Source organism: Pseudomonas sp. NY15463 (genome assembly GCF_048068415.1).
Classification (GTDB): Bacteria; Pseudomonadota; Gammaproteobacteria; order Pseudomonadales; family Pseudomonadaceae; genus Aquipseudomonas; species Aquipseudomonas mosselii_C.
The window spans coordinates 151,404-173,392 of the sequence record NZ_JBLUQD010000001.1; the positions used below are offsets into that span (position 1 = coordinate 151,404).

At 62.7% G+C, this 21,989-nt stretch carries 22 protein-coding genes; 6 read left to right on the forward strand and 16 right to left on the reverse strand.

The genetic code is table 11. The features are described 5' to 3' along the window. Positions 1 to 114: 114 nt before the first annotated feature. From ACNFIC_RS00790 to ACNFIC_RS00820, 7 genes are all read right to left on the reverse strand, one after another. Positions 115 to 1,125: a DNA topoisomerase IB gene (locus tag ACNFIC_RS00790; RefSeq protein WP_138217319.1), complete on the reverse strand. Its 1,011-nt coding sequence runs from the start codon at positions 1,123 to 1,125 to the stop codon at positions 115 to 117. A 55-nt stretch (positions 1,126 to 1,180) separates the two neighbouring features. Further along, positions 1,181 to 2,272, reverse strand: a complete 1,092-nt coding sequence (gene modC, locus ACNFIC_RS00795; RefSeq protein ID WP_138217320.1) for a molybdenum ABC transporter ATP-binding protein — start codon at positions 2,270 to 2,272, stop codon at positions 1,181 to 1,183. Between the two features lies 1 nt (position 2,273). After that, positions 2,274 to 2,954, reverse strand: a complete 681-nt coding sequence (gene modB / locus ACNFIC_RS00800; protein ID WP_416779316.1) for a molybdate ABC transporter permease subunit — start codon at positions 2,952 to 2,954, stop codon at positions 2,274 to 2,276. After that, entirely contained in the window at positions 2,954 to 3,712 is a 759-nt protein-coding gene (gene modA / locus ACNFIC_RS00805; protein ID WP_416779318.1) for a molybdate ABC transporter substrate-binding protein, read from the reverse strand. Before modA ends, modB begins: the two co-directional genes overlap by 1 nt. A 101-nt stretch (positions 3,713 to 3,813) precedes the next feature. Then, positions 3,814 to 4,878 carry an NAD(P)H-dependent flavin oxidoreductase gene (locus tag ACNFIC_RS00810; protein WP_416779320.1) on the reverse strand — a complete coding sequence of 355 codons (1,065 nt, stop codon included), beginning with the start codon at positions 4,876 to 4,878 and terminating at the stop codon, positions 3,814 to 3,816. A gap of 23 nt (positions 4,879 to 4,901) precedes the next feature. Next, on the reverse strand, positions 4,902 to 5,072 hold the full coding sequence (locus tag ACNFIC_RS00815) for a hypothetical protein (protein WP_171030883.1): 171 nt from the start codon (positions 5,070 to 5,072) through the stop codon (positions 4,902 to 4,904). Between the two features lie 7 nt (positions 5,073 to 5,079). Beyond that, positions 5,080 to 5,382: a DUF1883 domain-containing protein gene (locus ACNFIC_RS00820; RefSeq protein WP_138217324.1), complete on the reverse strand. Its 303-nt coding sequence runs from the start codon at positions 5,380 to 5,382 to the stop codon at positions 5,080 to 5,082. Positions 5,383 to 5,537: 155 nt separating this feature from the next. Here ACNFIC_RS00820 and ACNFIC_RS00825 point away from each other — a divergent pair, with 155 nt between their 5' ends. The 3 genes from ACNFIC_RS00825 to ACNFIC_RS00835 all read left to right on the forward strand — a co-directional run bounded on the left by ACNFIC_RS00825 (position 5,538) and on the right by ACNFIC_RS00835 (position 7,591). After that, the gene (locus ACNFIC_RS00825; protein WP_416779322.1) at positions 5,538 to 5,900 is read left to right on the forward strand and encodes a hypothetical protein; all 363 of its coding nucleotides are present in this window, start codon (positions 5,538 to 5,540) and stop codon (positions 5,898 to 5,900) included. Between the two features lie 123 nt (positions 5,901 to 6,023). Continuing rightward, entirely contained in the window at positions 6,024 to 6,683 is a 660-nt protein-coding gene (locus tag ACNFIC_RS00830) for a c-type cytochrome (RefSeq protein ID WP_416779324.1), read from the forward strand. Further along, complete coding sequence (locus ACNFIC_RS00835; protein ID WP_138217327.1) at positions 6,680 to 7,591, forward strand: c-type cytochrome; 912 nt, start codon at positions 6,680 to 6,682, stop codon at positions 7,589 to 7,591. Before ACNFIC_RS00830 ends, ACNFIC_RS00835 begins: the two co-directional genes overlap by 4 nt. A gap of 106 nt (positions 7,592 to 7,697) precedes the next feature. Here the strand turns inward: ACNFIC_RS00835 and ACNFIC_RS00840 are convergent, their stop codons facing one another. The 3 genes from ACNFIC_RS00840 to ACNFIC_RS00850 form a co-directional block, all read right to left on the reverse strand. Beyond that, a complete protein-coding gene (locus ACNFIC_RS00840; RefSeq protein ID WP_416779325.1) occupies positions 7,698 to 9,275 on the reverse strand; it encodes a hypothetical protein in 1,578 nt (525 codons plus the stop codon). 151 nt (positions 9,276 to 9,426) lie between these two features. Continuing rightward, positions 9,427 to 9,921, reverse strand: coding sequence for a DUF934 domain-containing protein (locus ACNFIC_RS00845; protein WP_138217329.1), 495 nt, complete (start codon positions 9,919 to 9,921; stop codon positions 9,427 to 9,429). Further along, a complete protein-coding gene (locus ACNFIC_RS00850) occupies positions 9,905 to 11,557 on the reverse strand; it encodes a nitrite/sulfite reductase (protein ID WP_138217330.1) in 1,653 nt (550 codons plus the stop codon). The genes ACNFIC_RS00845 and ACNFIC_RS00850 overlap by 17 nt, the downstream gene beginning before the upstream one ends. Before the next feature lie 215 nt (positions 11,558 to 11,772). On the opposite strand from ACNFIC_RS00850, the gene ACNFIC_RS00855 reads away from it, so the two are divergent. After that, positions 11,773 to 12,849: an ABC transporter substrate-binding protein gene (locus tag ACNFIC_RS00855; RefSeq protein ID WP_416779328.1), complete on the forward strand. Its 1,077-nt coding sequence runs from the start codon at positions 11,773 to 11,775 to the stop codon at positions 12,847 to 12,849. A 280-nt stretch (positions 12,850 to 13,129) separates the two neighbouring features. Here the strand turns inward: ACNFIC_RS00855 and ACNFIC_RS00860 are convergent, their stop codons facing one another. From ACNFIC_RS00860 to ACNFIC_RS00870, 3 genes are all read right to left on the reverse strand, one after another. Continuing rightward, the gene (locus ACNFIC_RS00860; protein WP_138217332.1) at positions 13,130 to 13,348 is read right to left on the reverse strand and encodes a DUF2970 domain-containing protein; all 219 of its coding nucleotides are present in this window, start codon (positions 13,346 to 13,348) and stop codon (positions 13,130 to 13,132) included. 105 nt (positions 13,349 to 13,453) lie between these two features. Beyond that, positions 13,454 to 14,176, reverse strand: coding sequence for a UDP-2,3-diacylglucosamine diphosphatase (locus ACNFIC_RS00865; RefSeq protein ID WP_138217333.1), 723 nt, complete (start codon positions 14,174 to 14,176; stop codon positions 13,454 to 13,456). Further along, positions 14,173 to 14,673, reverse strand: a complete 501-nt coding sequence (locus ACNFIC_RS00870) for a peptidylprolyl isomerase (RefSeq protein ID WP_416779330.1) — start codon at positions 14,671 to 14,673, stop codon at positions 14,173 to 14,175. Before ACNFIC_RS00870 ends, ACNFIC_RS00865 begins: the two co-directional genes overlap by 4 nt. 211 nt (positions 14,674 to 14,884) lie before the next feature. On the opposite strand from ACNFIC_RS00870, the gene ACNFIC_RS00875 reads away from it, so the two are divergent. Together ACNFIC_RS00875 and cysS are read left to right on the forward strand one after the other, a co-directional pair. Then, entirely contained in the window at positions 14,885 to 16,588 is a 1,704-nt protein-coding gene (locus ACNFIC_RS00875) for a glutamine--tRNA ligase/YqeY domain fusion protein (RefSeq protein ID WP_138217335.1), read from the forward strand. Positions 16,589 to 16,597: 9 nt separating this feature from the next. Beyond that, positions 16,598 to 17,980, forward strand: coding sequence for a cysteine--tRNA ligase (cysS, locus tag ACNFIC_RS00880; protein WP_416779332.1), 1,383 nt, complete (start codon positions 16,598 to 16,600; stop codon positions 17,978 to 17,980). Positions 17,981 to 18,135: 155 nt separating this feature from the next. Here cysS and ACNFIC_RS00885 read toward each other — a convergent pair whose 3' ends face one another. The 3 genes from ACNFIC_RS00885 to ppnN all read right to left on the reverse strand — a co-directional run bounded on the left by ACNFIC_RS00885 (position 18,136) and on the right by ppnN (position 21,786). Beyond that, positions 18,136 to 19,527, reverse strand: coding sequence for a sensor histidine kinase (locus tag ACNFIC_RS00885; protein WP_138217337.1), 1,392 nt, complete (start codon positions 19,525 to 19,527; stop codon positions 18,136 to 18,138). Then, positions 19,505 to 20,185 (reverse strand): response regulator transcription factor, encoded by a 681-nt coding sequence (locus tag ACNFIC_RS00890; RefSeq protein ID WP_138217338.1) that lies wholly within the window; start codon positions 20,183 to 20,185, stop codon positions 19,505 to 19,507. The genes ACNFIC_RS00885 and ACNFIC_RS00890 overlap by 23 nt, the downstream gene beginning before the upstream one ends. 227 nt (positions 20,186 to 20,412) lie before the next feature. Next, complete coding sequence (gene ppnN, locus ACNFIC_RS00895; protein WP_138217339.1) at positions 20,413 to 21,786, reverse strand: nucleotide 5'-monophosphate nucleosidase PpnN; 1,374 nt, start codon at positions 21,784 to 21,786, stop codon at positions 20,413 to 20,415. Between the last annotated feature and the right edge of the window lie 203 nt (positions 21,787 to 21,989).

Below are 21,989 nucleotides of genomic sequence, written 5' to 3' on the forward strand. Positions count from 1 at the left end.
TCGATGGCTGATTGCACGCCACCGGCGAAGGTGCTCGGTGGCAAGGATAGGGGGATTGGTTGAATATGGGAAATTTCGTTGTTCAATAGGGTAAATAGTTGACCTGCATGATCGTTAGGGCGACAGCGCTTGCAGAAAGCGCAGCAAAACCACTTCGTCGGCTTCCAATCCTTTGCGTTGCCGAGCGCGGGGCAACGCTGCCAGTCGCCCCAGATGGAAGTGCTCCAGCACCGCTGGGTGAATGTAGCAGCGCCGACACACCGCTGGGGTGTTGCCCAGGCGTGAGGCCACCTGGCGTACGATGGCTGCGGCCTGGCGTCGGGCCTCGACATCGGGTTGCCAAGCCAAGGGTCTGAGCAGGCTCAGTGCCAGGCTGCTGCCGGCCCAGGTACGGTAGTCCTTGGCCGTGAAGTCGGCGCCGGTCAACTGTTGGAGAAACTGGTTGACCTCGGTGGAGCCGACGCTATGGCGTTGACCTTCTTCGTCCAGATACTGGAACAACGCTTGCCCTGGCAGTTCCATGCAGCGCTTGAGCAGTGCAGCCAGGCGCCGGTCGCGCAGGGTGACGTCGTGCTCGACGCCACGTTTGCCGCGGAACTGGAAACGGATGCTGCTGCCGCGTACCTCGACGTGGCGGTTGTTCAGGGTGGTCAGGCCATAGGAGCGGTTGTCGCGCAGGTACTGGCGATTGCCAATGCGAATCAGCGTGCAATCGAGCAGGCTGATCACCAAGGCCATCACTTTCTCCCGATCCAGGCCAGGCCGGGACAGGTGCTGCTCCAGTTTTAGGCGCAGGCGTGGCAGCGCTTGGGCGAAGGCGAGCATGCGCGCGTACTTGTGCTGATCGCGCAGCTCGCGCCATTGCGCGTGATAACGGTACTGCTTGCGGCCGCGGGCGTCACGCCCGGTAGCCTGCAAATGCCCCTGCGGGTCGGCGCAGATCCACACCTCGGTATATGCAGGCGGAATGACCAGTGCCGCGATGCGTGCCAGGGTTTCTGGGTCGTGGATGCGTGCGCCGTCGGCGTCGAAATAGTGGAAGCGGTCACGCCAGCGGCGTCGGCTGAAGCCTGGCTGGGTATCGTCGACATAGTGCAGGCTGGCGGGCAACGGGCAGTCGTTCATCGGCGCAGTCCATCAAGTGGCTCTGCTCAATGGACAACGCGCGCTCCGGGGTTGCTCAGCCTAGCAGCGCTACCGACTTGATCTGGGCCCATAGCCGCTGTCCGGGGCGCAGCGCCAGTTGATCGGCCGAGTACCGGGTGATGCGCGCCAGCAATGCACTACCGCCAGCATCCAGATTGACCAGCAGGTGGGCTGGGTTATCGGCCGCACGGCATTCACGCACGTAGACCGGCAGCCGGTTTAGGATGCTTGAGGCACTGTCGGCATCCAGTGCCAGGCTGACGTCACGGGCCTGTACCTTCAGTCGAAGGGTCCTGCCCACCTGCAGGCCGGGATGCGCGATGCGCAGTTGCGGGCCATCACCTCCCGGCAAGCGCAGGTCGAACAAGCCGTAGTGCGGATCGTGCCTGATTACCAGGCCTTCAAGCACGACGCCTGCGTCTTCTCCTTGGGCCAGCGGCAGGTCCAGGCGTGACAGGGTCTGGCCGATCGGACCGCTGGCCAGCGCCTTGCCTTGCTCCAGCAGCACCAGATGATCAGCCAGTCGGGCGACTTCGTCCTGCGCGTGGCTGACGTACACCAGCGGGATGTCCAGCTCATCGTGAAGGCGCTCCAGGTAGGGCAGGATCTCGCGTTTGCGCGCGCTGTCCAGGGCGGCCAGCGGCTCATCCATCAGGAGCAGTCGTGGGCTGCTCAGTAGCGCTCGGGCGATGCCCACGCGCTGTGCCTCGCCACCGGAGAGGGTGGCCGGTTTACGTTCGAGCAGATGGTCGATGCCGAGCAACTGGCAGGCCTGGTCCTGGCTGATCTTGCGCTCGCGCGCAGCCACGCGGCGCCAGCCAAACGCCAGGTTGCCGCGCACTGACAAGTGCGGGAATAGGCTGGCCTCCTGGAACACGTAACCTACGGGGCGCTTGTGCGGGGCGACGAAATGGCCGCGTGCGCTGTCTTCCCAGATCTCGCCATTGACCTCGATGTAGGCGCTGGTCGCGCGCTCCAGGCCAGCCAGGCAGCGCAGGCAGGAGGTTTTGCCGGAGCCTGAAGGGCCGAACAGCGCGCTGATGCCGCGCCCCGGCAGTTGCAGGTCGACGTCCAGGGTGAAATCGTCGCGGGCAAGGCGCAGGCGCGCCTGTATCGATGCACTCATCTTAGCTCCAGCCAGCCTTGCCACGGCGGCCAGCGTAAAGCACCAGCAGCACCAGGAAGGAGAACACCAGCATCGCCCCGGCCAGCCAATGGGCCTGGGCGTATTCCATGGCCTCGACGTGATCGTAGATCTGCACCGAGACTACGCGCGTCTTGTCCGGGATGTTGCCACCGATCATCAGTACCACGCCGAACTCGCCGACGGTGTGGGCGAAGCCGAGGATACTGGCGGTGATGAAACCGGGGCGGGCCAGCGGCAGTACCACGTGGATGAACGTATCCCAAGGACTGGCGCGCAGGGTGGCGGCCACTTCCAGCGGACGCTGGCCGATGGCGCTGAAGGCATTTTGCAGCGGCTGGACCACGAACGGCATGGAGTACACCACCGAACCGATCACCAGCCCGCTGAAGCTGAATACCACGCTGCCCAGCCCCAACGCCTGTAGGCTCTGGCCGATCCAGCCGTGCGGGCCGAGGGCCAGCAGCAGGTAGAAGCCGATCACCGTCGGCGGTAGCACCAAGGGCAGGGCCACCACCGCACCGATCGGTCCGCGCAGCCAGGAGCGGGTGCGCGCCAGCCACCAGGCGATGGGCGTGCCCAGCACCAGCAGGATGGCGGTGGTCAGGCTGGCCAGTTTGAGGGTCAGCCAGACCGCACCCAGGTCACTGGCATCTAGCGGCATCAGATTTCATAACCGTACGACTTGATCACCGCAGCGGCTTTCGGGCCCTTGAGGTACTCGACCAAGGCCTTGGCTGCTAGGTTGTCCTTGCCCTTGTTGAGGATGACCGCGTCCTGGCGGATCGGGTCATGCAGCGTGGACGGCACGATCCACGCTGAACCTTCGCTGACCTTGCCATCCTTGTAGACCTGCGACAGGGCCACGAAACCCAGTTCGGCATTGCCGGTGGAGACGAACTGGAAGGCCTGGGTGATGTTCTGGCCTTCGACGATCTTGGCCTTGGTGGCCTCGGTCAGTTTCAGCTTGTCCAACACTTGGGTGGCGGCCAGGCCATACGGGGCGGCCTTGGGGTTGGCAATGGACAGGTGCTGGAACGCGTTGTGCTTTAGCACTTCGCCCTTGGCATCGACGTAGCCGGGCTTGGCCGACCATAGGGCCAGGGTGCCGATGGCGTAGGTGAACCGCGAACCGGGGACGATCTCGTTTTCCTGCTCAAGCTTGGCTGGGGTGGTGTCGTCGGCTGCCAGGAACACTTCGAACGGCGCCCCATTCTTGATCTGCGCGTAGAACTGGCCAGTGGCGCCATACGCGGCGACCAGCGTGTGGCCGGTGTCCTTCTCGAAGTCCTTGGCGATAGCCTGGATGGGCGCGGTGAAGTTGGCTGCCACCGCAACCTGCACTTCATCGGCCCAGGCGCTGTTCAGAGAGATCACGCTGACCAGAGCGCTGGCGACCAGGTGGGGAAGGCGAATACGCATCAAGATGGCTCCTAGGGACGGCTTATCGTTATAGCGCAAACTATATAGCGATGCGCCATGTGTCGGAAAGCGTCCTTTCGATTTAAAAGCCTATCTGGTGGTCAGGTTTTTATGTGGTGCCCGGCAATTGCGCAGGTCAGCTCGGCTGCCGACAGGTGTTTGCCCAGGCCTAGCCCCTGGCCCGCCCAGAGGTTGCTGAAATCGCTGTTGCCCTGTGGGTCGGTGATCGCTCGCAGCGGCATCAGCGCGCCGCCTGCCAAGGGAAAACGCGGTGCCAGTGGGCTGATCGGGCCCAATTCGCGCATCAGGCGGTTGTTGATGCCACGTGCGGGGCGCCCGGTGAACAGGTTGGTCATGGCGGTATCGCTGGCTGGCACGTTGTCCAGTGCATGGCGATGGGCCGCTGAAACCTTGGCCTCGGGGCAGAACAAATAGGCGGTGCCGGCCTGCACGGCCGAGGCGCCCAAGGCCAGGGCAGCGAGGAGTCCGCGATGATCACCGACCCCGCCAGCGGCGATCACCGGCACATCCACCGCATCCACGACCTGCGGCACCAGGGCGAATGTGCCGATCTGGCTGTTGAGGTCCTGACTCAGGAACATGCCACGGTGCCCGCCGGCCTCGCTGCCCATGGCAATGATCGCGTCGCAGCCGTGCTCTTCCAGCCAGCGCGCTTCTTCTACCGTGGTGGCGCTGGAGAGTATCTTGGCGCCGCAGGCCTTGACCCGCAGCAACAGGTCGGGCGCTGGCAGGCCGAAGTGGAAGCTGACCACTTCCGGGCGTAGTGCTTCGACCAGTTGGCACGCCTGTTCGTCGAACGGCGCGCGGTTGGACACCGGCGTAGGGGCGTTGAAATCGGCGCCAAGCTCGTCGTAGTAGGGCTTGAGCGCCTGCTTCCAGCGTGCATCCTGCTCAGGATCTGGCGCCGGCGGCTGATGGCAAAAGAAGTTCAGGTTGAGCGGACCGCTGCAAGCACTGCGAAACGTCTCGACCTCGGCGCGCACCTGCGCATGGGTGAGCATGGCGCAGGGCAGGGCGCCCAGGCCACCGGCATTGCCTACGGCAATCGCCATGGCCGAGCCACTGGCGCCGGCCATGGGCGCCTGGAGAATGGGCAACTCGATACCTAGAAGGTCGAGGATGCGGCGGTCTTGCCAGGGGCTCATGGGCGACTCCTTGAGTGCGGGGGTTACAGGGCCTTGCTGACCTGGATATCGCTGATCTTGTTGGCGTCGTCGCCGTGAATCTTGCGCAGGGCCTCTTGGGCTTGCTCGAGCGAGGCGTCGGGCATCAGCGCGAAATCCCAGCGGCGCTGGCCGTCGAGCTTGTATTTGATGACGTACTTGGTGGTCTGGGTCATGCGAGTCTTATCCGAGTTTCGACGACGAGCGACGAATGATCTTGATCTTGTGGGTGAAGGCCGGTTTGCGGGTTACCGAGATCGGCCGTGTCGTCACGGTGTCCAGGGTGATGTTCCAGAAACCGGTGCTAGGCACGGTGATCTTGGCGGGAAAACGCTCGAAGTGCCCACCGTGGTAGGTGTGGCGCCCGCCGTTTTTGAAACTGCGGAAGTTGGCGTCGTTCATCAGGCGGATATTGCAGCGCTGGGAGCACTCGACGACGACGATGTCGTCCTCGTTCAGGTGCTCGCGCTGGTGTACGAATTTCATGGGTTGCTCCGCAAGGATTGGTTCAGCGAACGGGAAAGATACCACGATGTGGGGGCGACTTCCCTCCGCTGGCATGCTCGCGATTTGCACCCTTTGCGGGAGCTAATCGGCCGTTGCGCGGTCACAGGAGGCATTTGCAATGGGAGAGCGTGTACATGAAATGGCTGGTGGTCGGTTTGTCGTTGCTGGTAGGCGGTTGCGTCAGTGTGTCGGAACTGGAGCGCTCGCATGAAACCATGGACGTTATTTCGGGCAAGGCGCCCCGTGAGTATGCCGACTGCGTGAAGCACCTGCTCGCTGACAGCCGTGGTGAGCTGCAGGTGCAGGTGCGCGGCGACGAAGACTTGCGCCTGATCGTGCCGCAGAAGCTGTCGAGCCTGGGCGGACCTGCGGCGCTACTGGACATCGACAAGCGCGGTAATGGCAGTTCGATCAAGGTCTACGAGCGGCTGAACAATTTCCCGCTGCGCCTGGGCGATGTACGCACGGCTGCGACCGCCTGCATTTCGGGGAATTGATCCAGCTCAGTAGAAGTCGGGTTAGCCTCGCGGTGGCATGTTCCTGAGTGGCACATAGGCCTACTATTTCCTTGCTTATGCTTTTGGGGCCTAAGCTTATAACAAGGAAATGGAGACTCCGTGATGAAACCCCTGAGCCATGCCCTGATCAGCAGCCTGCTGATACTCGGTGGGTCTTCGGCGTTTGCCGCCGATGGCCAGCGTATTTACAACCAGGGTGGGAATAACCCCGCCGCCATGGCCTGCATGGGCTGCCACGGCCCGGATGCCAAGGGCATCGCTGCCGCAGGTTTCCCCCGGCTGGCGGGCCTGCCGGCCGGCTACCTGGCCAAGCAATTGCGCGATCTGCGCGGTGCCAGCCGACAGCAAGCGGTGATGACGCCGTTAGCCAAGGCGTTGGACGACGCCGAAATCGATGCCGTCAGCGCCTACCTCGCGCAGTTGCCCAGCGATTCGCCGCCTGAGCTGCGCCGGCAGCAGATCGCGGGCGACCCCACCACTCGCCTGGCGCTGTATGGCGACTGGAGCCGTCAAGTGCCCGGTTGCGTGCAGTGCCATGGTCCGGGTGGCGTCGGCGTGGGTGAGCACTTCCCACCCCTTGCCGGGCAGCCCGCGGGCTATCTGGTTGCGCAATTGCAAGCCTGGCGCAATGGCACGCGCAGCAACGACCCCAACCGTCTGATGGTCGAGGTGGCCAAGGCGTTGACCGATACCGAGGTCACGGCCCTTGCCGAGTATTTCGCCAACGCCGGTGTGCAGCCTGCCCAGGAGGTCAAGCCATGAAAGCCCTGATTGCAAGCATGTGGCTCGTACTGGGCAGTGCCCAGGCCGCTCCCGTCGCCATGGACGATCAGTCGCAACTGACAGTCACCCCAGCAAGCGTCGCACCGCAGTTCGTGCCACCTGCTGAAACGACCATTCCTGACAACGCGTTTGGCAAGATGGTCCGCGAAGGCCATGCGTTGTTCGTCGATACCCGGCGATTGATGCCGGATGCGGTCGGCAATGGCATGAATTGCAGTAACTGTCACCTCGATCAGGGGCGCATGGCTCACTCCGCGCCGCTGTGGGGCGCCTATCCGATGTATCCGGCCTATCGCAAGAAAAACGACAAGGTCAACACCTTCGCCGAGCGGATCCAAGGCTGTTTCCAGTTCAGCATGAACGGGCGTCCCCCGGCGGCGGACAGCCAGCAGATGACTGCGCTCAGCGTTTACGCCTACTGGCTCTCGACCCAAGCACCTACCGGTGTCGAGATCGCAGGGCGCGGATACCCGGAAGTGGCGCAGCCAGCGGCGGGTTACGATTTCAAGCGTGGCGAGCAGGTGTACCGCGAACAGTGCGCGATCTGTCATGGCAGCCAGGGCGAAGGGCAGAAGGTGGCTGGCGAGTATGTGATGCCGCCGTTGTGGGGGAGGGATTCCTATAACTGGGGGGCGGGCATGCACCGGATCAACACCGCAGCGTCGTTCATCAAGTACAACATGCCATTGGGCAAGCCCGGCAGTTTGAGTGACCAGCAGGCGTGGGACGTAGCGGCTTGGATCAATCGCCACGAACGTCCCCAGGATCCGCGTCTGGTCGATGGCTCGATCGAGAAAACACGTGTGAAGTTCCATGCCAAGGATGGTGTCAACCTCTATGGGCAAAAGGTTGACGGCGTGCTGCTAGGCCAAGGCACTGAAGGCTGACGCAGGCGATCGCTCCAATGGCCGGCATCGGGCCTGATGCTGTTCACTTAAGATTGAGCGAACAGCATTACGGCTTCGTGCCGGCCTGCGTATCGGACGCGTCGCCTCAGATCTTCGACGGATTGCCCTGTAGCAGCCAGTGGCGGCTGTTGTCCGCCATGTCCTGGGCGAAGGTCGAGATGCCGTTGGCGCTGCGCGACTTGGCGTCACGGCTCAGGAGCGTGGCGATCAGCTTCAACTGATCCTGCGACTTGCGCTCGGCATCGGAGGTGGTGTTGTCGGACTTCAGCACCCCTTCCTGGTACACCCGCACCCGCTCGCTGCGGCTGGCCTGCTGGGCGGAGCTGGCTTCGCTGAGTATGCCGTTGACGATCGATGTCCGGGTGGTGTTGCGGGCGTCGTCGTTGACCTGATGGTAACGGTAGTTCTGCGAGGCGTTATCGCGCGTCAGTTGCAACCCCACCAGCGGGTTGAGACTTGAGTGCCAGGCTGCGCTGAGGCTCGATTGCTGTTCCTGCTCCAGCGAGAAGCTTGTGCCCTTGCCTGTCTTGGTCGTGGTCTGCGACACCGTGTAGTCGAAGCGGTCCGCTTCCTCGGGGCGCATCGGGTTGCTGTGCTCGACGGTTTGCTTGATGGACGCGTTGAAGTCGGCCAGCCCGCTGAGCAGCGAGCGGCTGAGGGTATTGATGGTCGAGTTGTGCCGGGCAGGGCGTGCGCTGCTGTCATCCACGCTGTTGAGTTGGCTGAAGGCATCCTTGAACAGGGTGTTCAGCTGCTCATCGCCTTTGCCCCGTTGGCGAGCCGCGTCGAACTGCTCGAGGTAGTTGCTAAGCGCTGCCTCGCGCTGGGCCTTGCTGCCAAGCATGGCGCCGTCATGGCTGTCCAGCTCCAGCTGCAATTGGCCGCTGGGGCCCTGCAAGCTCAGGCTTCGGGTCGAGCCGTCAAGGCGCAGGTCGAACGTCTGCTGCTCGCCACTGACCAGGTCGAGCTTGGCCGTCATCTGCAAGCCGGTGAACAGGCGTTGGTCGACGCTGAGCAGGTCACCAAGCTTCAGGCTCGGTGGTTCCTGGTTGAGGCCGTCGACGGCGCTCTGAAAACCATCAGCCAAGGCGGCCAGGGCCTTGAGTTCGTCGTCATTTAGTTCGCCGCCCGTGACCGAAGCCTCGACGGCCAAGCCCTGTTCGCCGCTGTACAGGCCGAGGGTGATGGTGGCGCCGGAAGCGCTGGTGAGGTTGAGGGTGACACTGTTGCTGGCGTGTTCGCGCAGGTTCGCCCGTTGCAGCTCGAGGATGGCTGGGTCGGTCGCGCTGTTATCGCTTGCCGCTAGCGCCGATTGCGCGACGCGCTGGCCACCGTTGGCTGCCAGTTGTTCGATCAACGCGGCGCCCAGCCCCTGGAAGCGACTGCCGATGCTGGTGCTGGCGATGCCAGTGAGCATCTGCGTGGTCAACCTGTCCTGGGTACCTTCTTTTTCCCAGATGTAGCGCACCACCGGGGTGCCCAAGGTGCCCTTGAGCGAATAGGTTTCGGCGTCCGCGACACGGTTGTCCTGGCCTAGGGTGACCTGGCTGCTGGGCGTGTCGGTCACGCTACTGGCTTGCGATACGCTGACCGTTGGCGTGGGTGTGGGCGTAGGGGCGCTGTAGGCGGGGGAGATCCGCAGTGCGGAAGTGACAGGGTTCATCATCGCTTTCCTTGCGCGTTGAATGAGTCCCCATTGATATCGGCTTGATATCAATAAAGCTGAGGCAGGCACTGAAAAATCTTTCGGGCCTGCAAACGCAACGCGGGGCAAGTCGGGATAGTCTCCCGGCTTGCCCCGCGTGCAGGGACGCTTAGCGGCGACGGAACAGCGGCAGCGGTTCGTCAGTGGCGGCCTGGTAGGTGACAGAGAAGTCCTTCAGGCTTTGCAGTGCGTCTTCAGGGTCTTTGTCGGCGCGAATGGCGAACGCATCGAAGCCGCAGCGAGCCATGAAGAACAGCTGGTCGCGCAGTACATCGCCGATGGCGCGCAGCTCGCCCTTGAACTTGTAGCGATCACGCAGCAGGCGTGCGTTGGAGTAGCTGCGCCCGTCGGTGAAGGCTGGGAAATTCAAGGCGATGACCTGGAAGTGCTCGACGTCTTCGCCGATTTCCTCGGCTTCTTCGTCGCTGTCCAGCCATACGCCCAGGCCGCCGTCGCGGGCCTTGAGCACGTGACCATGGTCGCGCCACAGGTGCAACGGGACGATGTAATCGTCGCAGTTGGTCAGCTCGTCCAGCGACGTTTCCTTGGGCAGCAGGTGCCAGGTTTCGTCGACGATCTGGTTGTTCTTAATGATTCGCTGCATAGACGCGTTCCTTGAAGGGGTCGATGCCGATACGCTGGTAGGTGTCGATGAAACGCTCTTCCTCGGTACGTCGTTCAACGTACACGGCGATCAGCTTCTCGATCACGTCGGCCATGTCGTCCTGGGCGAAGGATGGGCCAAGGATCTTGCCCAGCGATGCGTCGCGTGCGGCATTGCCGCCCAGCGAGACCTGGTAGAACTCCTCGCCCTTTTTGTCGACACCCAGGATGCCGATATGGCCGACGTGGTGGTGGCCACAGGCATTCATGCAGCCAGAGATGTTCAGGTCGATCTCGCCGATGTCGAACAGGTAGTCCAGGTCATCGAAGCGGCGCTGGATCGATTCGGCGATCGGGATCGACTTGGCATTGGCCAGCGAGCAGTAGTCACCGCCCGGGCAGCAGATGATGTCGGTCAGCAGGCCGATGTTCGGCGTGGCGAAACCGTTCTCGCGCAGCTCCAGCCAGAGGGCGTGCAACTGGCGCTGCTCGACGTCTGCCAGAATGATGTTCTGCTCGTGGGAGGTCCGCAGGAAGCCGAAGCTGTAGCGCTCGGCCAGGTCCGCGACGGCGTCCAGCTGTTTGTCGGTCAGGTCGCCTGGGGCAACGCCGGTGGGCTTGAGCGACAGGGTCACGGCCACGTAGCCAGGGCGCTTGTGGGCACGGGTGTTGCGCGAGCGCCAGCGGGCGAAACCTGGGAATTCGGCGTCCTGGGCGCTGTAGTCGACGTTGTCCAGGGCCAGGTAGGCAGGGTCGACGAAGTGACGCGAGACGCGCTCGACTTCGGCTTCGGTCAGCGTGGTGCTGCCACCGCGCAGGTGGACCATCTCGGCCTCGACCTTCTCGGCGAAGACTTCCGGGGTGAGTGCCTTGACCAGGATCTTGATGCGCGCCTTGTACTTGTTGTCACGACGACCGTAACGGTTGTACACACGCAGGATGGCATCCAGGTAGCTGATCAGGTCCTGCCACGGCAGGAACTCGTTGATGAACGCACCGACTACTGGCGTGCGGCCCAGCCCGCCGCCAACCAGCACTCGGAAGCCCAACTCGCCAGCGGCGTTGCGCACCGGCTCCAGGCCGATGTCGTGCACCTCGATGGCCGCGCGATCTTGCTCGGAGCCATTGATCGCAATCTTGAACTTGCGCGGCAGGTAGGCGAATTCAGGGTGGAAGGTAGTCCACTGACGGACGATCTCGCACCATGGGCGCGGGTCGATGATCTCGTCGGCGGCCACGCCAGCGAACTGGTCGGTGGTGGTGTTGCGCAGGCAGTTGCCGCTGGTCTGAATCGCGTGCATCTGCACGGTGGCAAGCTCAGCGAGAATATCCGGGATGTCTTCCAACGCCGGCCAGTTGAACTGTACGTTCTGGCGGGTGGAAATGTGAGCGTAGCCCTTGTCGTAGTCGCGAGCGATCTTGGCCAGGGTACGGACCTGGTTCGCGTTCAGCTGGCCGTAGGGCACGGCGACGCGCAGCATCGGGGCGAAACGTTGGATATAGAGGCCGTTCTGCAGGCGCAGAGGGCGGAATTCTTCTTCGCTCAGCTCCCCGGCCAGGTAGCGGCGGGTCTGATCACGGAACTGCTTGACGCGGTCCTCGATGATCCGCTGATCGTACTCGTCGTATACGTACATAAAAGTCCTGTCTCAGGCTGCATGCAGCTATTCGCGCGCACGGCCGCGCACTCCGGTTCGGAGCCGGGGCACGATATCAGGTTGGAGTTATGCGCTAAAGTGATGTTTTTGCATATGAAAAGAACTAAAAGAACTAAGTGAGATTGACTGGCATTTGTGCGCCCGTCAAAGCAAGGGGTTTATAATCTTGCGTTTGTTCCAAAAGGTGTAATCGCATGCTCAAGGCGCTGTGCCAAAGCTTGTGCCTGAGCCTGCCATTGGCAGCCACCGCTCAGGCAGCGTCGGTGGTGTTCATCAATCCAGGCTCATCAAGTGAAGTGTTCTGGACCAGCTATACCCGGTTCATGCAGGCCGCCGCGCACGAACTGGGCATGAACCTGCGGGTGGAGTACAGCGAGCGTCGTGCCGACCTGATGCTGAGCCAGGCGCGAGCCGTGCTCAAAGGACCTGCGCGCCCGGACTACCTGGTGTTGGTCAACGAACAGTATGTAGCCCCCGAGATCTTGCGCCTGTCTCGCGATACCGGGGTAAAGCTGTTTCTGGTCAACAATGGCCTGACGGCGAGCCAGGCCCAGAGCATCCAGGCCCAGCCCGGCAAATACGCCCCGCTGCTGGGGACACTGACGCCCAATGATGAACAGGCCGGCTACCAGATGTTGCAGCAGATGGTCGCGCTGTTGCCGCGCGATAGCGGGCCGGTGGACTTGGTTGCTTTTGTCGGGATAAAGACCACGCCAGCCTCGCAACTGCGCGAGCAGGGCATGCGCCGGGCCCTGGCGGACTTCCCCCAGGTGCGTTTGCGCCAGGTGGTATACGGAGGCTGGAGTCGCGAGCGCGCCTATGAGCAAGCGCGCCTGTTGCGCGAACGTTACCCGCACACCCGGCTGGTATGGTCGGCCAACGACGAAATGGCGTTCGGTGCGATGCGCGCGTTCGAAGAGGCAGGGCAGGTTCCGGGGCGCGATGTGCTATTTAGCGCCGTCAACAGCTCGCCACAAGCTCTGCGCGCGCGCATCGACGGGCGCCTGAGCGTATTGATGGGTGGGCACTTCAGCTTGGGCGGTTGGGCCATGGTCATGCTGCATGACGATGCCCATGGGCTGAACCTGGCCGGTGATGGCGTGCGTGAGCACCAGGTCCCGGTGTTGCAGTTGATCGATGCGAACAAGGCGCGGCGCTGGCTGACACTGCTCGAGCGCGACGATTATGGCATCGACTTCAAGCGCTACAGTGCCGAAGGCCAGGCGACTGGCTTTCGCTACCCGTTCCTCACGTCACCCGTCGATTACTGAAAGCCCCTGCTTGAGCAAAGGGCATTGCTGGACTTAACTGCTGCTTGAAGTGCATTCCTGATAATCACTACAAGAGGCAATGCAATGGGCAACCCAACCAAGGTCCGCAAAGCTGACAGCAGTGTCGATGCCTGGGCGATCCTATGTCTGATCGTGCTGGTGGTGGTCACTGCCGTGTACTGGGTCAGTCACCAGTAGCCTGATCGCCCTCGCATCGACACCGTGATGCACACAACGACGCCTGCGCGAGGCAATCGTGCAGGCGTCGTTGTGCGTGGCCTCAGCGCGCGGTCAGGTGCAGGGCCAACTGCACCAGCCCCACCAGCACCAGGATAAACACCAGCGTGAACAGCGTACCCAGTACGATGAAGTGGCTGGCCTTGCCATAGGTGAAATCGCGGGCGCGGTTCTTGCCGCTCTGCACGCCGAAGGCGGCGGCGAGGATGCTTTGCAGCATTTGCCAGAAGGTAGGCGGTTTGCCTGGGGAGTGGTCGTCCATGCTGGGCTCCTGTTGGAATCAGCGGCAATCAGCTCCAGTGTAGAAGATCGTCAGGGCAAGGGCGGGGTTGGTGGGAGCGGGCCTTGCGATGCTCCCACGCAAGGGTCAGGCGAATTCGAACGGCGCCAGTTGGAAGCCTTGCTCGTCCACCTGCAGCGTCCAGCCGCGGCGGTCCCAGTCACCCAGCACGATGCGCCGGGCCGGTTCGCCATCGACCATCAGCTTGTGGATCGCCGGACGGTGGGTGTGGCCATGCACCAGGGTGCGTACGCCATGGGTCGACATCACCTCGGGGATCTGCTCGGGCGTCACGTCGACGATCTCGGTGGCCTTCATGCGCGTTTGCGTGCGGCTTTCGCTGCGTAACTTGCGCGCCAGCTTCACGCGTGCGGACAGCGGCAGGTGCCGCAAAATCCACAGGCTCAGCGGGTTGCGCAGATAGCGCCGCAACTTCATGTAGGCCACATCGCGAGTGCATAGGGTATCGCCGTGCATCAGCAGCACCGGCTCGCCGCCCAGTTCGACCACGCACGGGTCGGCCAGCAGCGTGCAGCCGGCGGCCTCGCAAAAGGCCTGGCCGATGAGAAAGTCGCGGTTGCCGTGCATCAGGTAGATCGCCGTGCCGCTGTCGCTCAGCTGGCGCAGGGCCTCGCAGATCGACTGCTGGAACGGCGTCATCGCATCGTCGCCGATCCAGGCCTCGAAGAAATCGCCGAGGATGTACAGCGCCCGGGCGTGGCGCGCGCGGCCGTCGAGCAGATCAAGAAACGCCCGGGTAATGTCCGGGCGTTCTTCTTGCAGGTGCAGATCGGAGATCAGCAGGATCACTCAATGATCTCGGCTTTCTCGATGACCACGTCGTCCTTCGGTACGTCCTGGTGGCCCGCTTTGGAACCGGTGGCCACACCCTCGATGGCGTCGATCACTTCACGGCCTTCGATCACTTCGCCGAACACCGCGTAGCCCCAGCCCTGCACGTTCTTGCCACTGTGGTTGAGGAAGTCGTTGTTGCTGGAGTTGATGAAGAACTGCGCGGAGGCCGAATGCGGCTCCATGGTACGGGCCATGGCAATGGTGTACTTGGCGTTCTTCAGGCCGTTGTCAGCTTCGTTCTGGATGCTGGCGCGGGTTTTTTTCTGGCTCATGCTGGCATCGAAGCCACCGCCCTGGATCATGAAACCCTTGATCACGCGATGGAAGATGGTGCCGTCGTAGTGGCCGTCCTTGACGTACTGAACGAAGTTCTCGGTGGTCAGTGGCGCTTTTTCGGCGTCCAGTTGCAGGACGATGTCGCCATGGTTGGTGCTCAGTTTGACTTTGGACATGCTTAAGTTCGCTCTCAAGGCATTCGGAAAGAGTGAGCGCAGTGCGCTGGGCGGCCATTCTGCCGGTTTCGACCGCTCAGGGCGACAAAATGCTGCGACAAATCGCGTTAGATTGGCCCTGCGCGGCTGTCGGCGGCTTGACTGCTTCGGCTATGATAGGCCCTTTGATTCAATCGGCCTACCCGGCCGGCTACCAGCATTCAAGGACACTATGAGCAAGCCCACTGCCGACAACGCGCCCAACGCCGCTGCCAAAGGCGCCCCCGCCGTCCCTGCGAACTTCCTGCGGCCGATCGTCCAGGCCGACCTGGACTCGGGCAAGCACAGCAGCATCGTCACTCGTTTTCCGCCAGAGCCCAATGGCTACCTGCACATCGGTCACGCCAAGTCGATCTGCGTGAACTTCGGCTTGGCCAAAGAGTTCGGTGGTGCCTGCCACCTGCGTTTCGACGACACCAACCCGGCCAAGGAAGACCAGGAATACATCGACTCCATCCAGCGCGATGTCAAATGGCTGGGCTTCGAGTGGGCGGGCCCGGTGCGCTATGCCTCGGATTACTTCGAGCAGTTGCACGACTGGGCGGTGGCGCTGATCAAGTCGGGTGATGCCTATGTGTGCGACCTCAGCCCGGAGCAGGCCAAGGAGTATCGCGGCAGCCTGACCGAGGCGGGCAAGAACAGCCCATTCCGTGAGCGCAGCGTCGAGGAAAACCTCGACCTGTTCGCGCGCATGAAGGCGGGCGAGTTCAAAGATGGCGAGCGCGTGCTGCGGGCCAAGATCGACATGGCTTCGCCGAACATGAACCTGCGCGATCCGATCCTCTACCGCATTCGCCATGCCCACCACCACCAGACCGGTGACAAGTGGTGCATTTACCCTAACTACGACTTCACCCACGGCCAGTCGGATGCCATCGAAGGCATTACCCACTCGATCTGCACCCTGGAGTTCGAAAGCCACCGTCCGCTGTACGACTGGTTCCTCGATAAGCTCCCGGTGCCGGCGCGTCCACGTCAGTACGAGTTCAGCCGCCTGAACCTGAACTACACCATCACCTCCAAGCGCAAGCTCAAGCAGTTGGTCGATGAAGGCCATGTCGATGCCTGGGACGATCCACGCATGTCCACGCTGTCGGGCTACCGTCGCCGTGGCTACACCCCGGCCTCGATCCGCAACTTCTGCGAGATGATCGGCACCAACCGTTCCGACGGCGTGGTTGACATGGCGATGCTCGAATTCAGCATCCGTGACGATCTGGATCGCACCGCGCCACGCGCCATGTGCGTGTTGCGTCCGCTGAAAGTGGTCATCACCAACTACCCCGAAGGTCAGGTCGAGCAGCTCGAACTGCCGCGCCACCCGAAAGAAGACATGGGCGTGCGCGTGCTGCCATTCGCCCGCGAGCTGTACATCGACCGCGACGACTTCATGGAAGCGCCGCCCAAGGGCTACAAGCGCCTGGAACCTGCCGGCGAAGTGCGTCTGCGTGGCAGCTACGTGATCCGTGCTGACCAGGCCATCAAGGATGCCGACGGTCACATCGTCGAGCTGCACTGCTCGTACGACCCGGACACCCTGGGCAAGAACCCCGAGGGCCGCAAGGTCAAGGGTGTGATCCACTGGGTTCCGGCCGAAGGTAGCGTCGAGTGCGAGGTGCGTCTGTACGATCGCCTGTTCCGCTCCGCGAACCCGGAGAAGACCGAAGACGGCGGCAGCTTCCTCGATAACATCAACCCCGATTCGCTGCAGGTGTTGACGGGTTGCCGTGCCGAGCCGTCGTTGGCTCAGGCCCAGCCCGAAGACCGCTTCCAGTTCGAGCGCGAAGGTTACTTCTGCGCCGACCTCAAAGACAGCCAGCCGGGCCGCCCGGTGTTCAACCGCACTGTCACCCTGCGTGACTCCTGGGGCAGCTGAGGAATCGCCGTGCTCAACATCTACAACACGCTGACCAAGACCAAGGAAGCTTTCAAGCCCCTTGATGGCAACAACGTGCGCATGTACGTCTGCGGCATGACCGTGTATGACTACTGCCACCTGGGCCACGGCCGCAGCATGGTGGCCTTCGACCTGATTACCCGCTGGCTGCGCAAGAGCGGTTACGCGCTCACCTACGTGCGCAACATCACCGACATTGACGACAAGATCATCAATCGGGCCAACGAGAACGGCGAGTCGTTCGACGCGCTGACCGCGCGCATGATCGACGCGATGCACGAGGATGAGCGCCGCCTGAACATCCTCAAGCCCGATCTGGAGCCGCGTGCCACCGACCATATCCCCGGCATGCACGCGATGATCCAGACCCTGATCGACAAGGGTTATGCCTACGCACCAGGTAACGGTGACGTGTACTACCGGGTCGGCAAGTTCGTCGGCTACGGCAAGCTGTCGCGGCGCAAGATCGAAGACCTGCGTATCGGCGCACGTATCGAAGTGGGCGAGTCCAAGCAGGATCCGTTGGACTTCGTGCTGTGGAAGGGCGCCAAGCCCGGCGAGCCGTTCTGGGATTCGCCGTGGGGTCCGGGGCGTCCGGGTTGGCACATCGAGTGCTCGGTGATGTCCACCTGCTGCCTGGGCGAGAGCTTCGACATTCATGGCGGCGGCAGCGACCTGGAGTTCCCGCACCACGAAAACGAGATCGCCCAGAGCGAGGCCGCCACCGGCAAGCAGTACGCGGCGGCCTGGATGCACTGCGGGATGATTCGTATCAATGGCGAGAAGATGTCCAAGTCGCTTAACAACTTCTTCACCATCCGCGATGTGCTCGAAAAGTATCACCCGGAGGTGGTGCGTTACCTGTTGGTAGCCAGCCACTACCGCAGTGCGATTAACTACTCCGAAGACAGCCTGCGCGATGCCAAGGGCGCGCTGGAGCGCTTCTATCACGCCCTGCGTGGCCTGCCCCGTGTAGCGCCTCAGGGCGGCGAGGCGTTCGTCGAACGTTTCAGTGTGGCGATGAACGACGACTTCGGCACGCCCGAGGCCTGCGCCGTGCTGTTCGATCTGGTGCGCGAGATCAACCGTGTGCGCGAAAGCGACCCTGAGGCCGCTGCGGGCCTGGCCGGTCGTCTGCGCGAGCTGGGCGATGTACTAGGCGTGCTGCAACTTGAGGCCGACGACTTCCTGCGTGCAGGCGCCGAAGGCAAGGTCGATGCGGCGCAAGTGGAGGCCCTGATCCAGGCGCGTTTGCAGGCACGTGCCGACAAGAACTGGGCCGAGTCTGATCGCATTCGTGATCAGATCACCGCCATGGGTGTGGTGCTCGAAGACAGCAAGGGCGCGACGACCTGGCGTCTGGCTGACTGATCGAGGTCAGCCAGTTAATCCATTCGGGCTGCTTTGCAGCCCATCGCGGCACAAGGCCGCTCCTACAACGACCGCGTAAGCCTTCCGTTACATGGCGCACGCGGCCTCTGTAGGAGCGGCCTTGTGCCGCGAAAGGGCCGCAACGCGGCCCCACTTTATTTGCTCGGCAGCGCCAATGGGCAATGCAGCACCAGCTTCGCCCCGCCTAGCTCGCTACTGCCTACCTCCAGCCCGAAGCCATGCAGATCGACGATCGCCGCAACGATCGACAGCCCCAGCCCGAAGCCTGCGTGGCGATGACCTTCCTCGCTACGGTAGAAGCGCTTGAGCACCGCCTCGCGCTCATCCACCGGAATCCCCGGCCCGCTGTCCTCGATGGCGAGGTGCACGCCTTTTTCGTCCTGGCTGGCCTTGATGCGCACTTGGCCGCCTGCGGGGGTGAACTTGATTGCATTGCCGACAAGGTTGGCCAGCGCTTCGAACAGCAACTCGCGGTCACCATGCAGCGGCGCAAGTTGCTCCGGCTGCTGCAATGCCAGGCGAATACCGCCATCTTCGGCCAGCGGTAGGTAGAAGTCGTACATCTCGCTGAGCAGCGCCTGGGGGTCGAGCTGCTGGAAGCCCGCGCGGCGACGGCGGTCCTCCAGTTCGCTGATACGCAACAAGCCGCGAAAGCGCGCCATCAACGTGTCGGTTTCACCGATCGCCTGGTCCAGCGCCTGGCTTTCGGCCGAGTCCGCGGGGCTGTGCTGGCGGATGCGGTACAGCTGGGCGCGCAAGCGCGTCAGCGGAGTGCGTAGGTCGTGCGCGATGTTGTCGCACACGCCCTTGACCTCGTGCATCAGCCGCTCGATACGGTCGAGCATGGCATTGACGATGGCCGCCAGCATGTCCAGCTCATCGCGTCGGGCCGACAGTGGCAAGCGGTGGGTGAGGTCGCCTGCGACGATCAGCTCAGCCTGGGCCTGAATCGCACGGATGCGCTTGAGCGGGCGCCGACGCAGCAAGTACCAACCGGCAAAACCTGGGATCAGGGTCAATGAGATCCCCCACAGCAGCGCATGCAGGATGATCCGGGTGACCACGAACAGCGAACCGTTGTCACGCACCAGCACCAGCCAGCGGCCATCCTGCACGCGGATCGCCACGGCATCGCAACTGTCGCGTGGCAGGCGAGGATCATCGGCGTCCAGGCAACGCTTGAGTTCGTGAATCTTGCCGTCCAGGCCCAATTCGGGCGGGATCGCGCGGATGCGTCCGCCGAGGGGGTTGAGCTGTGGATCGAACAGCCCGTAGGCATCGAAGCTGCGTTCCTCGAAGGCTTGGCTGGCGATCAGAGCGTCGTCCAGTTGCTTGCCGCTCATGTGGGTGAACAGGTGCTGGCGTTGCAGCATCGAGTGGCGGGTGAGCTTGTTCAGGTAGTTGGATACCTCGAAGTACAGCACCCCCATGAGGATGCTGCTCCAGGCCACGAAGAGGAAGCTGTACAGGGCCAGCAAGCGGCTGGTGGATGAACTCCAGCCCTTAGACGGGTTCGGCAATGGCATAGCCTGAGCCCCGCACGGTACGGATCAGCGGGGTCTGGCCGGGTGAGTCGATTTTCTTGCGCAAACGGCCGATGTGGACATCGATCAGGTTGGTGCCGGGGTCGAAGTGGTAGCCCCAGACCTCTTCGAAGATCATCATCCGGGTGATCACCTGGCCGGAATGCCGCATCAGGTACTCCAGCAGTTTGTACTCGGTGGGCAGCAGGTTCAGCGCCTGCTCGCCGCGTCGGGCTTCGTGGCTGATCAGGTCCAGTTCCAGGTCTGCCACGGTCAGGCGGGTCTGGGTCATGGGAGTGCTGTTGCGGCGCAGCAGCACTTCGACCCGGGCGGCCATTTCATCGGAAGCGAATGGCTTGGTCAGGTAATCGTCGCCGCCAGCACGCAGGCCACGCACACGCTCATCCACGTCCGACAGGGCGCTGATCATCAGGATCGGTGTCGCGATCTTCAGGCTGCGCAGGGTGGTGACGATGGTCAGGCCGTCTACCTCCGGCAGCATGCGGTCCACGGTGATAAGGTCGTAGCCCCCGGCGATGGCCTTGGCCAGACCCTCCCGGCCATTGTCGGCCCAATCCACTTCCAAGCCGTGGCTGGTCAGTTCGGCGACAATCTCCTGGCCGGTGACGGCATCGTCTTCAATGGTCAGTACGCGAGGCATGCGGGTTCCTGGATGGCAAATGTGTGGTTCGATTGTGCCAAAGAATAGCCAAGCGGCGATTTAAGAAAAATTCATCTGGCGGGATGCCGTGCAATCGCTGGCCGAGTACATCGCCAGGTCGGCTTGAACCGCGCATCGTAGACGGGATACGCCCACTCCCGCTGGGCCTGAGTTGAATCAACCTGTCGCGATTCGACCCAGGGGAGGGCGGTTGGTGCAAAGTGGGCTCAGCTCACCACTTGATAGCACGGTACATAGGCCGCGCCGCCTGGCAGTTTCATCCGGTGTTGATCGACGAAGGCCTGCAACAAGCGGCCCAGCGGATCGAGGATCGCTGCGTCGCCGCGGATCTGGTACGGCCCGTGCTCTTCGATCAAGCGGATGCCCTTGTCCTTGACGTTACCCGCGACGATGCCAGAGAAGGCCCGGCGCAGATTGGCAGCCAGCTCGTGGGGCGGCAGGTCGCGGCGCAGGGCCAGGTTCGCCATGTTCTCGTGGGTTGGATCGAACGGGTGCTGGAAGCCCTCGGCGATTTTCAGCAGCCAGTTGAAGTGGAAGGCGTCGTTGCGTTCGCGGCGGAACTGCTTGACCGCCTTGAGCCCTTCGACCATGTGTCGGGCCACTTCGGCCGGATCGTCGATGATGATCTGGTAGTGGCGCTGGGCGGCTTCGCCCAAGGTGGCTCCGACGAAGGCGTTCAGTTGCTGCAGGAACGGCTCGGCGCTGCGCGGCCCGGTCAGGATGACCGGGAAGGGTAGGTCTTGGTTGTCCGGGTGCATGAGGATGCCGAGCAGGTAGAGGAATTCCTCGGCGGTGCCGGCCCCGCCGGGGAAGATGATGATGCCGTGGCCCACGCGGACGAAAGCTTCCAGGCGTTTTTCGATGTCCGGCAGGATGACCAGTTCGTTGACGATTGGGTTGGGCGCCTCGGCGGCGATGATGCCCGGCTCCGTCAGACCGAGGTAGCGGCTGCCGTGCATGCGCTGCTTGGCGTGGGCGATGGTCGCGCCCTTCATCGGGCCTTTCATCACTCCAGGGCCGCAGCCGGTGCAGATGTCCAGCTTGCGCAGGCCCAGCTCGTGGCCGACTTTCTTGGTGTATTGGTACTCTTCGCTGCTGATCGAGTGACCGCCCCAGCACACCACCATTTTCGGCTCCACGCCCGGGCGCAGGGTGCGGGCGTTGCGCAGCAGGTGGAAGACGTAGTCGGTCAGGCCTTGGGAGCTTTCCAGATCGATACGCTGGCTGGCCAGCTCACTTTCTGTGTAGACGATATCGCGCAGGGCGCTGAACAGCATTTCGCGGGTGCTGGCGATCATCTCGCCATCGACGAAGGCATCGGCCGGGGCGTTGAGCAGTTCAAGGCGTACACCACGATCTTGTTGATGAATGCGTACTTCGAAGTCCTTGTAGGCTTCGAGGATGGTCTTGGCATTGTCGACATGGGCGCCAGTGTTGAGGATGGCCAGGGCGCATTGGCGGAACAAGGTATAGAGACTGCCGGTACCGACTTCGCTCAGTTGCTGGACTTCACGTTGCGACAGCGTCTCCAGGCTGCCTTTGGGGCTGACGGAGGCGTTGATGACATTGCGTTGGGGCATCTAAGTCTTTCCTGTGCAGGTAAAACATCCTTCTTTGACAACACCATACAAGCAAATCGGCGTTGCAACGAGGGGGGCTTTGAAAAAGCCTGCGCAGTGTCGGGTGTCTCGATCAGCCTGCGCGTGCCGGTGGCGATGAACGTGCCAGGAACGGCTGGGGCGGATGCGCGGGGAAGGGGCTTGGAAAAGCCGCAGACGGGGGC